At 32.4% G+C, this 13775-nt stretch carries 10 protein-coding genes and 2 rRNA genes; 11 read left to right on the top strand and 1 reads right to left on the bottom strand.

The features are described from left to right. Nucleotides 1–127: 127 nt before the first annotated feature. The 5 genes from TEGL_RS17280 (at nt 128) to yedF (ending at nt 6122) form a co-directional block, all read left to right on the top strand. Nucleotides 128–3027 (top strand): 23S ribosomal RNA (locus TEGL_RS17280). 74 nt (nt 3028–3101) lie between these two features. Beyond that, a 5S ribosomal RNA gene (gene rrf, locus TEGL_RS17275) occupies nt 3102–3218 on the top strand. Between the two features lie 233 nt (nt 3219–3451). Next, nucleotides 3452–4627, top strand: coding sequence for a double-cubane-cluster-containing anaerobic reductase (locus tag TEGL_RS17270; RefSeq protein WP_018591725.1), 1176 nt, complete (start codon nt 3452–3454; stop codon nt 4625–4627). 59 nt (nt 4628–4686) lie between these two features. After that, nucleotides 4687–5475: an acyl-CoA dehydratase activase gene (locus TEGL_RS17265; RefSeq protein ID WP_330360106.1), complete on the top strand. Its 789-nt coding sequence runs from the start codon at nt 4687–4689 to the stop codon at nt 5473–5475. 35 nt (nt 5476–5510) lie between these two features. Continuing rightward, complete coding sequence (gene yedF / locus TEGL_RS17260; protein ID WP_018591723.1) at nt 5511–6122, top strand: sulfurtransferase-like selenium metabolism protein YedF; 612 nt, start codon at nt 5511–5513, stop codon at nt 6120–6122. Between the two features lie 70 nt (nt 6123–6192). On the opposite strand, the gene TEGL_RS17255 is transcribed toward yedF, so the two are convergent. After that, nucleotides 6193–6666: a pyridoxamine 5'-phosphate oxidase family protein gene (locus tag TEGL_RS17255; protein ID WP_018591722.1), complete on the bottom strand. Its 474-nt coding sequence runs from the start codon at nt 6664–6666 to the stop codon at nt 6193–6195. 129 nt (nt 6667–6795) lie between these two features. On the opposite strand from TEGL_RS17255, the gene TEGL_RS17250 reads away from it, so the two are divergent. The 6 genes from TEGL_RS17250 to TEGL_RS17225 all read left to right on the top strand — a co-directional run bounded on the left by TEGL_RS17250 (nt 6796) and on the right by TEGL_RS17225 (nt 13701). Beyond that, a complete protein-coding gene (locus TEGL_RS17250) occupies nt 6796–7572 on the top strand; it encodes a serine hydrolase (protein ID WP_033316527.1) in 777 nt (258 codons plus the stop codon). Between the two features lie 33 nt (nt 7573–7605). Beyond that, nucleotides 7606–8577 carry a dipeptidase gene (locus tag TEGL_RS17245; protein ID WP_018591720.1) on the top strand — a complete coding sequence of 324 codons (972 nt, stop codon included), beginning with the start codon at nt 7606–7608 and terminating at the stop codon, nt 8575–8577. Nucleotides 8578–8753: 176 nt separating this feature from the next. After that, nucleotides 8754–9884, top strand: a complete 1131-nt coding sequence (locus TEGL_RS17240) for a DUF3798 domain-containing protein (RefSeq protein WP_018591719.1) — start codon at nt 8754–8756, stop codon at nt 9882–9884. A 154-nt stretch (nt 9885–10038) separates the two neighbouring features. After that, complete coding sequence (locus tag TEGL_RS17235; RefSeq protein ID WP_018591718.1) at nt 10039–11640, top strand: sugar ABC transporter ATP-binding protein; 1602 nt, start codon at nt 10039–10041, stop codon at nt 11638–11640. Continuing rightward, nucleotides 11609–12625: an ABC transporter permease subunit gene (locus tag TEGL_RS17230; RefSeq protein WP_018591717.1), complete on the top strand. Its 1017-nt coding sequence runs from the start codon at nt 11609–11611 to the stop codon at nt 12623–12625. Before TEGL_RS17235 ends, TEGL_RS17230 begins: the two co-directional genes overlap by 32 nt. Further along, nucleotides 12625–13701: an ABC transporter permease subunit gene (locus tag TEGL_RS17225; RefSeq protein WP_018591716.1), complete on the top strand. Its 1077-nt coding sequence runs from the start codon at nt 12625–12627 to the stop codon at nt 13699–13701. Before TEGL_RS17230 ends, TEGL_RS17225 begins: the two co-directional genes overlap by 1 nt. Nucleotides 13702–13775 lie beyond the last annotated feature (74 nt).

Here is a 13775-nt window from a genome sequence, read left to right as displayed (position 1 = left end):
AGTGCTTTAGTACTTTGAAAACTGCATAACATTTAGTGATATGACATTATATAAAGAAGAAGATAAACTTCTTAAAAAATATATCATATAAAGAAGATAACTTTTAAAAATATCAAATTTAATAACTGGTCAAGTTATTAAGGGTGTAGGGCGAATGCCTTGGCACTAGGAGCCGATGAAGGACGCGATAAGCTGCGATAAGCTTGGGGGAGTTGCACGTAAACTGTGATCCCAAGATTTCCGAATGAGGAAACTCACTTAGAGTAATGTCTAAGTATCGTATAGTGAATACATAGCTATGCGAGGGGAACCCGGGGAACTGAAACATCTAAGTACCCGGAGGAAGAGAAAGAAATTCGATTCCGTAAGTAGCGGCGAGCGAACGCGGAACAGGCCAAACCAGTGAAGTTTTCTTCACTGGGGTTGCGGACATATCATAACGAAGAGGCTATTGTAGACGAAGAGAGTTGGAAAGCTCCGCTATAAAGTGTAAAAGCCACGTAGTCAAAACAAGAAGACTTCAGATATGATCCAGAGTACCACGGGACACGTGAAACCCTGTGGGAAGCAGGAGGGACCATCCTCCAAGCCTAAATACTACCTAGTGACCGATAGCGTATAGTACCGTGAGGGAAAGGTGAAAAGAACCCCGGGAGGGGAGTGAAAGAGAACCTGAAACCCTACACTTACAAGCTGTAGGAGCACATTATTTGTGTGACTGCGTACTTTTTGTAGAACGGGCCAACGAGTTACGTTACCTAGCAAGGTTAAGCACTTAAGGTGTGGAGCCGCAGCGAAAGCGAGTCTTAACTGGGCGTATAGTTAGTTGACGTAGACCCGAAACCGGGCGACCTATCCATGGGCAGGTTGAAGCGAAAGTAAAATTTCGTGGAGGACCGAACCCACGAGCGTTGAAAAGCTCGGGGATGACCTGTGGATAGCGGTGAAATTCCAATCGAGCCCGGAGATAGCTGGTTCTCTCCGAAATAGCTTTAGGGCTAGCCTCAAGATTTAGAGAAACGGGGGTAGAGCACTGAATGTCCTAGGGGGTATTGCACTTACCGAAGACTATCAAACTCCGAATACCGTATTCTTATGCTTGGGAGTCAGACTGTGGGTGATAAGATTCATAGTCAAAAGGGCAACAGCCCAGATCGTCAGCTAAGGTCCCTAAATGTACGTTAAGTGGTAAAGGATGTGGGATTGCACAGACAACCAGGATGTTGGCTTAGAAGCAGCCACTCATTTAAAGAGTGCGTAATAGCTCACTGGTCGAGTGATCCTGCGCCGAAAATTTCCGGGGCTAAAACGTACTACCGAAGCTACGGCATCATTTATGATGGGTAGGAGAGCTTTCTATATGGATTGAAGCATTACCGTAAGGAGATGTGGACTGTATAGAAGTGAGAATGTTGGCATGAGTAGCGAGATGTGGGTGAGAATCCCACAGGCCGTAAACCCAAGGTTTCCAGGGGAAGGTTCGTCCGCCCTGGGTTAGTCAGGACCTAAGCCGAGGCCGAAAGGCGTAGGTGATGGACAACAGGTTGATATTCCTGTACCACCAATAACCGTTTGAGAAATGGGATGACACAGTAGGATAAGCTAACCGCACTGTTGGTTATGTGCGGGCAAGTATTGAGGCAGTTCAGGTAGGCAAATCCGCCTGAATAATGCTGGGGTACGATGCGGAGCGAAATTTAGTAGCGAAGTAGCTGATTTCACACTGTCGAGAAAAGTCTCTATCGAGGTTAAAGGTGCCTGTACCGCAAACCGACACAGGTGGGTGAGGAGAGTATCCTAAGGCCAGCCAGAGAACTGTTGTTAAGGAACTCGGCAAAATGACCCCGTAACTTAGGGAGAAGGGGTGCCATGGAAACATGGCCGCAGAGAATAGGCCCAAGCGACTGTTTACCAAAAACATAGGTTTCTGCTAAGTCGCAAGACGATGTATAGGAGCTGACGCCTGCCCGGTGCTGGAAGGTTAAGGGGATCTGTTAGGGTAACCGAAGCAGTGAACTTAAGCCCCAGTAAACGGCGGCCGTAACTATAACGGTCCTAAGGTAGCGAAATTCCTTGTCGGGTAAGTTCCGACCCGCACGAAAGGCGTAACGATTTGGGCACTGTCTCAACAACAGACTGGGTGAAATTGTAATACCGGTGAAGATGCCGGTTACCTGCGACAGGACGGAAAGACCCCATGGAGCTTTACTGTAGCTTGACATTGAGTCTCGGTGCTACATGTACAGGATAGGTGGGAGGCTATGAAGCATGGACGTCAGTCTGTGTGGAGCCATCCTTGGGATACCACCCTTGTAGTACTGGGATTCTAACCAGCTGCCTTGAATCAGGTAGTGGGACACTGTCAGGTGGACAGTTTGACTGGGGCGGTCGCCTCCTAAAGAGTAACGGAGGCGCTCAAAGGTTCTCTCAGTACGGTCGGAAATCGTACGTAGAGTGTAAAGGCAGAAGAGAGCTTGATTGCAAGACATACAGGTCGAGCAAGGACGAAAGTCGGACTTAGTGATCCGGTGGTACCGCATGGAAGGGCCATCGCTCAACGGATAAAAGCTACCCTGGGGATAACAGGCTGATCTCCCCCAAGAGTCCACATCGACGGGGAGGTTTGGCACCTCGATGTCGGCTCATCACATCCTGGGGCTGTAGTAGGTCCCAAGGGTTGGGCTGTTCGCCCATTAAAGTGGTACGCGAGCTGGGTTCAGAACGTCGTGAGACAGTTCGGTCCCTATCCGTCGCAGGCGTAGGAAATTTGAGGAGACCTGTCCTTAGTACGAGAGGACCGGGATGGACGTACCGCTGGTGTACCAGTTGTTCTGCCAAGGGCATAGCTGGGTAGCTAAGTACGGAAAGGATAAGCGCTGAAAGCATCTAAGCGCGAAGCCTACTTCAAGATAAGATTTCCCACCGTAAGGTTAAGACCCCATGAAGACTACATGGTTGATAGGTCAGAGGTGGAAGTGTGGTAACATATGTAGCTTACTGATACTAATAGGTCGAGGACTTGACCAATAAATATGATGGAAACATTAAATGTTAGCAGTTTTGAAAGTACTAACAAAAGTTAATACTTTATATAAAGATTATGTGGTTATTATAGCAAAGAGGATACACCTGTTCCCATTCCGAACACAGAAGTTAAGCTCTTGAGCGGCGATGGTACTTGGGGGGCGACCCCCTGGGAGAGTAGCACGTAGCCACGTAATTTTTTTTATGTAAAAAGATAGACTTTTATTTTATAAAAGTTTATCTTTTTTTATTTTTAACAAGATAGTAATGGGGCTTTAAAATTAACTTAATTATAGAAAAAAATGATAAATAAGTTGATTATATAAATAATTTCAATAAATATAGTTTTTTATATTTAGATTTGGTACTATGAAGATGATTTAAACTGAATAATAGAATATAATTTATTGTTTTTAGGGGGATATAAATGAGTAATTTACCAAGTCAATTTGAAAGTTTTGCGCAAGCAAGAAAAGATGGTTTTTTAGCAGCTAAAGAAGTTAAAGATAGTGGAAGAAAAATGGTAGGAACATTTTGCTGTTTTACACCATCTGAGTTACCTATTGCTGCAAAGGCTGTTCCAGTAGGAGTATGTGGAGTAAGTGAGGAAGCAATTCCAGAAGCGGAAAAAATACTACCAAGAAATCTATGTCCTTTAATAAAGTCAAGTTATGGTCATGCAATAACTGATACATGTCCATATTTCTATTTCTCTGACCTACTTATTGGGGAAACAACTTGTGATGGAAAGAAAAAGATGTATGAAGAGTTAGGTAAAGTGAAACCAACACATATAATGCAAATGCCTAATAGAGCAACTGGAAAGCATGAGTTTAATCTTTGGAAAGATGAAATAATTGTATTAAAAGAAGTATTAGAAAAAGAATTAAATACTACTATAAGTGAAGATGATATAAGAGAAGCTATTAAGGATAAAAATGAAGAGAGAAGACTATTAAATGAGTACTATGATTTAGGAAAATTAGAGCCTTCAGCTTTAACAGGAATGGAATTGTACCAAGTTTCTTATCAAGCTCAATTTAAGTTTGATAGGGATGCATTAAAAAAAGAATTAAGAAAAGTAATTGATGATACAAAAGCAAGATATGAAAGAGGAGAATCTCCTGTAAAAAAAGATGCACCTAGAATATTAATTACAGGATCTCCAATTGGTGGATGTACAAATAAAATTATTAATACAATAGAAGAATCTGGTGGATCAATAGTTGCTTATGAGTTATGTTCATCTATAAGAAATAATAGAGAACTAGTTGATGAAAGCAATCCAGATGTTTATGATGCTATAGCTAAAAAGTATTTAAATATAGGATGTGCTTGCATGATGAATAATGACAAGAGAATAGAATTGTTAGAAGACTTAATAGAAGAGTTTAAGATTGATGGTGTAATAGATGTGGCCCTTCAATCATGTCATCCATTTAATGTGGAAGGAAATAGAATAAAAGAATTTGTGGTTAATGATAAAAATATTCATTATATGGCTATTGAAACTGACTATTCTCAGTCAGACACAGAACAGTTAAGAACAAGATTTGAAGCATTTATAGAGATGATTGAAGAAAAGAAATTAATTATGTGTTAGATATAAAAATAATCTTTATTTATGGAAATAAAATCTGGAAAGGTTATTTTTACAAATAATTGGAGAATAGGAAGGTTGTTAGTTTAGTGGAGATATATAGTATTGGCATAGATTCAGGGTCTGTCGCAACAAAAGCTGTATTATTTGATGGAGAAAAAATAGCAAAAAAGGTTATTGTACCAACGGGATGGAGTCCTAAGAAAACATCAAAGGAAGCTTATGAGGCCTTGATAGATGGAATTGACAGTAGTAAAATAAAAAGAGTAATAGGAACTGGTTATGGACGAGTTAGTATGGACTTCGTTGATAAAACAGTTACAGAAATAACTTGTCATACAAAGGGAATTTTCTTTTTAAATAAAAATATTAGAACAATATTAGATATAGGTGGACAAGATAGTAAGGTTATAAATATTGATGATAATGGAAATGTTGTTAATTTTATAATGAATGACAAATGTGCAGCAGGTACAGGTAAGTTTTTAGAGGTTACTTCTAACAAGCTAGGAAGTGATATAGAAAATATTGATGATTTGGCTAAAGATGCAACTCCTGAAAATATTTCTAGTATGTGTACTGTGTTTGCAGAATCAGAGATAGTAAGTCTTTTGGCACAAGATATTCCTAAGGAAAATATAGCAGCAGGTATATTAAAATCTATTGCTAATAAGGGAGTATCTATACTAAATAAGGCTAGATTGGAAGATACAATAGCTTTTACTGGAGGTTTGGCACAAAGTAAAGAGTTAGTTAAAATGTTAGAAAACAATTTAAATAAGGAAATATTTATAGCAGAAGATGCCCAAATAATAGGAGCTTTAGGAGCTGCTATTATTGGATTTAAATAAAAAGATATAGACAAGCAATATTTAGGAGGCGCAAGATGAATATAGTAAAAGTAAATGCAATAGGAGATAATTGTCCTATACCAGTTGTTAAAGCCAAAAAAGCAATAGATGCATTAACTGAGTCAGCTATTGTGGAAGTAAGCGTAGATAATGAAATAGCTGTACAAAATGTAACAAAAATGGTTAGTCAAAAAAATTTAGAATCTACTTATGAAAAAGTAAGTGAAAATCACTTTGTTATAAAGGTACAATGTGGAGAAGTTGCTAAAAATAAAATAGCTGAAGAAGTTGTATGCACTGTTGAAAAAGAAGAAAAAATGGTAGTAGTATTAAGTAGTGATAAAATGGGTGAAGGTGATGAAGAGTTAGGAAAAGTTCTTATTAAAGGATTTATATATGCTATAACTCAATTAGATAAATATCCAAAAGCTGTTTTATTATATAATAGCGGTGTAAAATTATCAGCTGAAGGTTCAGATTCTATAGCAGACTTAAAAATGCTAGAAGAACATGGTGTGGAAATATTAAATTGTGGGACTTGCTTGAACTTCTATAATTTACAAGATAAATTACAAGTTGGTAAAGTAACTAATATGTATTCTATAGTAGAAGAATTAGCAGGAGCTACTAATATAATTAGACCATAATAAATTTAATAAATAAAAAAAGAAATAGACTAAAGTTCCATGGATATTAGGAATTTTAGTCTATTTTTATTTAATTAGCTCCATCACTATATTTACCAGTTATATGATCAATTTCTATTTTAACTACAGTAAATGAATTGAGTGCTTTATCTATGTATTTTATACCTTCTTCCATATGAGGATGAGAATATTTTTCTCCTATTGCAATAATTGCATCTCTTTTTTCTTTATCATTAACTATAGATGCATGTCCAAATATTACTGCACTTTTGTAATGAGTAGTAAAATCTTTTGGAAGAATTGTTATATCAGAATTTACAAAGAAAGAAACTTTATTATTTTTAGCTATATTTTCTAATTTATGACCGCTATTAGAACAGTGGAAATATATACAATTGTCATGATAAACGTAATTTACAGCGATACCATAAGGATATCCATTTTCACTTATAGTAGATAATATTCCTTCTCTTCCATTTTTTAATACTTCTAGTGTATTTTCCTTACTCAATTCTCTTTTTTTCTTTTTAATATCTTTAAACATAAATCCCCCTTTAGTATTTTTAAAGCATGATAATTAAATTATATCATAATTGATTTAATGAAAGTGCACTTATGGGTTATATAGAGTAGAATTATATTAATAATATAATTAAATTAAATAGGGGGAGTTATGATGGAGACTATAATTAGTAAATTAAAAAATATGCAGGGTGATGTATCTTTTTATTATAAAAACTTAACAACGAATAATACTATTGGATATAATGAAGAGAAAATTATGCTAGCAGCCAGCGTTATAAAACTTACAATTTTAGTAGAAGCTTTTAAGCAAATAAAAGAAGATAAGATAAAAAAAGAAGAATTTTTTATAACTTGTGAAGATGATAAGGTGCCTTCTTGTGGAGCATTAAATTATATGAGAGAAGATTTAAGGGTAACATTGAAAGATTTGTACGTACTTATGATAATTCTTAGTGATAATTATGCTACAAATATATTGATTGATAAATTAGGAATGGATAATATTAATAAAACAATAAAAGAGATAGGGTTAAAAAATACAGTTCTTAATCGTAAAATGTTTGATAGCGAAAAAGCAGAATTAGGATTAGAAAACTATATAAGTGCAAGTGATGTGGGATATTTGTTAGAGAAAATGTATAATAAAGATTTAATTGATGAAAAATCTAGTGAAGAAATGATAAGTATTTTAAAAAATCAAAGGCTAAATGGAAAAATGCCTTTTTTCTTGCATAGTCTGAAACCTAAAATTGAGATTGCTCATAAAACAGGAGAAGATACTAATATAACTCATGATGTGGGCATAGTATTTGCTAAGGAACCATTCATAGTATGTTTTTGCGGAAACAATGTAAATGTTCCTGAGTATGAAAGACTTATGCAGGATATTACTTATGATTTATATAATAAAATAGATCAAAAATAATAAATATAAAAAGAAGTTTTTAGGAGGAAATAAATGAAAATAGTTGATTTTCATTGTGATACAATATCACAATTATATGATATTAGAAAAAGTGGAGAAAATATAAATTTAAAAAAAAATAAATTACATTTAGATATAGAAAAAATGAAGAAAGGTGATTATATGCTTCAAGTTTTTGCATCATATGTAGATTTGGGAAGTAATAATAAACCTTTAGAATCTTGCCTTAGTTATATAGATTTACTTTATGATGAAGTTGAAAAAAATAAAGATGATATTGGAATAGTTTATAATTATGAAGATATATTAAAGAATATTGAAAACAATAAGATGTCAGCATTACTATCCATAGAAGAAGGTGGAGTTTGTAAGGGGAACTTATCATTACTTAGAAATTTTTATAGACTAGGTGTAAGAATGATGACATTAACGTGGAATTATGAAAATGAATTGTCTTATCCAAATGGTTGTTTTTATGATGAAGAAAAAAATGAAAGAAAAGGTTTAAAAGAAAAAGGGTTTGAATTTATAAATGAGATGGAGAGTTTAGGAATGATTATAGATGTTTCTCATTTATCAGATGATGGAATTTATGATGTTTATAATAATACGAGCAAGCCTTTTATTGCTAGCCATTCCAATGCTAGAAATGTGTGTTCTCATCAAAGAAATTTAACAGATGATATGATAAAAAAAATAGGAGAAAGAGGTGGGGTTATTGGCGTAAATTTTTATTCTTCATTTTTAAATAATAATTATAAATCTAACGATATTAGTAAGATTGAAGATATTATTAATAATATTAAATATATATCTAATACTGGTGGGATAGACTGTGTGGGAATTGGTAGTGACTTTGATGGTATAGATTGTCCTTTAGAATTTGAAAATTCATCAAAGATGCAGTTAATTTATGATGAAATGAAGAAGTCGGGTTTTAGAGAAGAAGATATAGAGAAAGTATTTTATAAAAATGCTTTAAGATTGTTTAAAGAATTATTATAAATTGGAAATAAATATTTGTTTTTAAAGGGGTTATATATAGAAAAAATCTATATATAACCCCTATTTATAGACTATATGCATATAATTTTATATATATTTATAGTTTTAATAATAATATTTACTTTGTATAAGATGCTTCATATAATTAGAATGAATATATTATGTGGAGGATGAGGATGAAGAAATTATTATCAGTATTATTATCGGCAGTAATGATGGTAACGTTTTTAACGGGATGTACACAAAGCGGGGGAGAAAAGAATAGTAAAGATGAATATCATATAGCAATTGTTACACCTACTTTGTCAACAAGTGAAGATGAGTACCGTGCTGGTGAAGAAATGGCTAAGAAATACCCAGAAATAGTAAAACATTTAACTTTACCTGAAAACTTTGAAGAAGAAATAGAAACATGTATAAGTACAATAGTATCAGCAGCAGACGACCCACTTATGAAAGCTGTGGTTGTTTCATCAGGACAATCAGGATTAATACCTGCATTCCAACAAATTAAAGAAAAAAATCCAGATATACTTACAATAACTGCTCCAATATTTGATGAGCCAGAAATGATGAGTAAATATATAGACTTAAACTTAGATACTAACTGGCTAGAAAGAGGAAGAACTATAGTTGAAAAAGCAAATAAAATGGGAGCTAAAACTTTTGTTCACTACTCATTCCCAACTCACTTATCTAAGCCATTAATATCTGCTAGAAAAGACAAGATGAAAGAAACTTGTAAAAAATTAGGTATGAAATTTGTTGAAGTTGTAACACCAGATCCACAAACAGGAGATAGTGTGGAAGCTATGCAACAATTTTTACAAGAAGATATACCAAGACAAATAAAGAAATATGGGAAAGATACTAATATATTTGGTTCAAATTGTCCAATGTATGATGTAATAATAAAAGAAGCATTAAACTTAAAATATACAGTAGCTGAACAATGTTGTCCAACACCTACTCAAGCTTATCCAACAGTTCTTGGACTTGAAATAAGTGAAGAGGATCAATCTAATTTTGATAAAATAAATAATATGATAAGTGAAAAGGTTGATTCAGCTGGTATGAAAGGTAGACTTTCAGGATGGCCAATACCTGTAACTGTTTATATGCCACAATTTGCAGTAGAAGTTGCTAAAGAAGTCATTGAAAATGACTTTGACTATAAAGATGCAAAAAAATTAAATGAATTAACTAAAGAAAAATTCGGAGTAGAAGTTGATTATACTAAATTAGAAGATAAAGGAAAAACTTTTGATAACTACTTCGTAATGTTAATGGAATCAATTTTCTATTAAGAATTAATAAAAAATAAAATCATGCTAATTTATAATAAGTAAGTTTTCCTAAAAATTAAAATATAAAAGAAAATAGGTTAATCAAAATATAATATTTATTATAAATATATTTTGTATTAACCTATTTTTAATTAAGCAGAGAGGTAGAATAAAAGTGGAAAAATTTGCACTGGAAATTAGAAATTTAAATAAATATTTTGGAAATGTACAGGTACTACATGATATTAATCTACAAATAAAACAGGGAGAAATACATGGAATTATAGGACCTAATGGATCAGGGAAAAGTACTTTTATGAATATTTTATTTGGTAATTCAGTTATAAAACATAGTGGGGGCTATGAAGGTGATATAATAGTTGATGGAAATATTGTAAATATGGATAGTCCAGAAAAATCAATAAAATGTGGTATGGGTATGATTCATCAAGAATTCACTTTATTACCAGAAATGAGTGTATGGGAAAATATCAAACTTACAAGGGAAAATAAAATTAAAAGTACACAAAAAATTCTAGGCAAAAATTTAGCATATATAGATAAAAATAAAAATAGTGAAGAAGCTAGAGAAATTCTGAAAAAACTAGGATTTAATATTGATGCAGAATTATTAATAAAAAACTTATCAGTAAATGCTATGCAATTTGTAGAAATTGCTAGAGAAATAGATAACGATAAACTAAAAATATTATTATTGGATGAACCAACAGCAGTATTAAATGAAGAAGATTCAAAAAAACTTATGCAAGTTATAAAAAACTTAGCAAACAATGGAATGACAATAATATTTGTATCTCATAGGTTACATGAGATAAAGGACATATGTGACAGGGTTACTGTATTTAGGGATGGTCATATAGTAACACAATATAAAAAAGAAGAAATGACTATAAAAAAGTTAACACATGCCATGATGGGTTATGAAGTTATTAAAACTAAACGAGATAGTAAAAAAAATAAAAATGAAAAGATACTTACAATGAAGAATTTCTTTGTAAATATGCCAGGAGAAGAGCTTAGGGGAATCGATTTAGATATAAAAGAAGGTGAGATATTAGGAATTACATCCTTATCTGGTCATGGTAAGTTGGCATTAGGATATGGAATTATGGGACTATTTCCATCTGAGGGTACTGTAATTATGGAAGATGAAATTATTAATGTTAGTAATATAAGGAGGAATATTAACAAAGGTATATTTTTAATTCCAGATGACAGAAAAAAAATGGGATTGCTTATGGAACATTCTGTAGAAGACAATATAGTTTTCTCGGGATTATATGGGAAAAATAAATTTTTAAAGAAAATAATGAAATTATTTAAAATAAAAGACAAAGAAAAAATAAATGATACAGTTGAGAATTATATAGAAAGATTAGAAATAAAATGCGTAGACAAAAATCAGGAAGTTATGCAACTAAGTGGCGGAAATCAACAAAAAATTTGTATAGCTAGAGCTTTGTGTATGAATCCTAAAATTTTATTTCTTCTAGAACCTACTCGTGGAGTTGATATAGGTGCAAAAGAAAAAATTTTGGACATGATACTTGAAATGAATGAAAAAAATAATATGACAGTAGTAGTAATTTCTAGTGAATTAGAAGAATTGAAAAGAATCAGTGATAGAGTGGCAGTTTTATGTGAAGGAAGGTTATCTAATATACTACCTCCAAACAGTAGTGATGAAGAGTTTACTCTAGCTTATACAGGGGAGGGCGAATATTATGAAAATCAAGAAGCCTCAAATAATAATTAGTGGATTTTTATTTTTATTAATTATAATAGCTTATAAATTAAATATGGATATGAGAGAACTTCTTAGTCGTTCATTTGTAAAATTTGTAATGAATGGAGTATTGGTACTTGCCATGATTCCTATGATAAATGCAGGTGTAGGTATGAACTTTGGTTTGCCTATAGGTATTATTGCAGGACTTATTGGAATGTGTGTTTCAATACAATTTAGATTAAGTGGATTTTTAGGATTTTTTATGGCCATATTAGTATCTATTTTAGTAGCCATAATTTTTGGAATAATATATGGAAAGATTTTAAATCATGTTAAAGGAAAAGAAGATATTGCAGCTATGTTTATAGGATTTGCATTTATTCCAATAATGAATTTCTTCTGGACTGTGGCTCCTTTTTCAAATAGAGAAATGTTATATCCTATAGGAGGTAAGGGACTTAGACCGAAAATTAGTCTAGATAATTATTTTGCTAGAGTATTAAACGATTTATGGGTAGTAAAAGTAAATAATATTGAAATACCAATAGGTTTAATTATGTTTTACGTTGTTATTGCCACTTTAATATATTTATATTTTAACTCAAGAAAAGGAAAGCTTATGGAATCTGTTGGTGAAAATGAAATCTTTTGCACTTTATCAGGTGTTGATATAGATAAAACAAGAATTAAAGCTGTAGTAATTTCTACAATAATTGCAGGTGTTGGAATAATTGTTTATGCTCAGAGCTATGGATTTGTAGAGCTTTACAACTCGCCTTCATCCTTTACTTTTCCAGCTATATCTTCAATTTTGATAGGTGGATGTATAGGTAAAAGGGCAACATTATTTCATGCAGTTTTAGGAACATTTTTATATCAAAGTATATATTTATTATCAACTCCAATAGCAAATCAATTATTGGTTCCAGAAATGGCAGAAATTATTCGTATGATTATTACTAATGGAATAATTCTTTATGCATTCTTAAAACAAGAAAGGAGAAAAGCCTAATGAAAAATAATAACTTATCTTTGGTTTTTTTGAAAAAAGAAAGTAGTAGAATTCCTTTATTGTTTATGTTTTTAATAATAATATGTTTCTATCTAGCTAATGTGAGCTTAACATTAGTGGGTGAGCAGGTGGCAGTTAGATTTATTAGAAATGGTATATTAGTTTTATCCTTAGTAATTCCAATAGCTGCAGGAATGGGACTTAATTTTGGAATAACTGTTGGAGCAATGGCAGCTCAAGGAGCATACTTAGTTAGTTTAAATTTAAATTTGCAAGGTGGAATAGGAGTACTAGTGACTTTTATTATTAGCGTAATTTTAGCTTTGATTATAGGATATATATTGGGAAAATTGATGAACAAGGTTAAAGGTAAGGAGATGATAACTTCAATTGTTATTGCTGCTTTGGCTAATTATATTTACCAGTTAATTTTTATGGCAGGCTTTGGAACTTTAATTCCTATTAATAATGAAAAGATAGCACTTAGTACAAGCATAGGTGTAAAAAATATGGTTGACTTGAAAAGCTATAAAGAGTTTTTTGAGAGCTTTGGTAGTATAAAAATAGGTGGAATAAGTGTATCTATATTTTTAATACTAGTAGTAATTTTCACAGGATTTATAGTTTACTATATTTTGAACACTTCTCTTGGACAAAGAATAAAAGCAATAGGAATTAGCGAAGAAAAGGCAGAGAATTTGGGAATATCAGTAGATAAAACCAGAATAATAGTTATGATAATTTCCACAGTGCTAGCGGCTATAGGTCAATTTATATATTTACAAAATATAGGGTCATTAAATGTTTATACAGAACATTTGAACACAGATGTTATGAGTTGTGCGGCTTTACTTGCAGGTGGAGCTTCAATAAAAAGAGCATCTGTAAAAAATGCTCTTTATGGAACTGTGATTTTACATATATTATTTGTATTATCTCCTTTAGCAGGTCAAAACTTCTTTGACAACGTAGCCTTAGGAGAATATTTTAGAACATTTATAATGTATGGTGTAATTGCATTTGCACTAGTGATTAATATTAAACTAGATAACAAAAGAATTTCAAGTACTAAATGATTTTATTGATAACTACAAGACTTAAACCTTTTATTGAAATGATAAAACAAACAAATTAAAGTTTATAATCTAAT

Source organism: Terrisporobacter glycolicus ATCC 14880 = DSM 1288 (assembly GCF_036812735.1).
Classification (GTDB): domain Bacteria; phylum Bacillota; class Clostridia; order Peptostreptococcales; family Peptostreptococcaceae; genus Terrisporobacter; species Terrisporobacter glycolicus.
Note: the sequence above shows the minus strand (reverse complement) of the source record. Positions and strands in the feature narration are given on the sequence as shown.

Excerpts from the sequence above, each read along its gene's own strand:
- TEGL_RS17270 (WP_018591725.1), top strand. The coding sequence starts at position 3,452 with ATGAGTAATTTACCAAGTCAATTTGAAAGTTTTGCGCAAGCAAGAAAA.
- yedF (WP_018591723.1), top strand. The coding sequence starts at position 5,511 with ATGAATATAGTAAAAGTAAATGCAATAGGAGATAATTGTCCTATACCA.
- TEGL_RS17255 (WP_018591722.1), bottom strand. The coding sequence starts at position 6,666 with ATGTTTAAAGATATTAAAAAGAAAAAAAGAGAATTGAGTAAGGAAAAT.
- TEGL_RS17250 (WP_033316527.1), top strand. The coding sequence starts at position 6,796 with ATGATGGAGACTATAATTAGTAAATTAAAAAATATGCAGGGTGATGTA.
- TEGL_RS17245 (WP_018591720.1), top strand. The coding sequence starts at position 7,606 with ATGAAAATAGTTGATTTTCATTGTGATACAATATCACAATTATATGAT.
- TEGL_RS17240 (WP_018591719.1), top strand. The coding sequence starts at position 8,754 with ATGAAGAAATTATTATCAGTATTATTATCGGCAGTAATGATGGTAACG.
- TEGL_RS17230 (WP_018591717.1), top strand. The coding sequence starts at position 11,609 with ATGAAAATCAAGAAGCCTCAAATAATAATTAGTGGATTTTTATTTTTA.
- TEGL_RS17225 (WP_018591716.1), top strand. The coding sequence starts at position 12,625 with ATGAAAAATAATAACTTATCTTTGGTTTTTTTGAAAAAAGAAAGTAGT.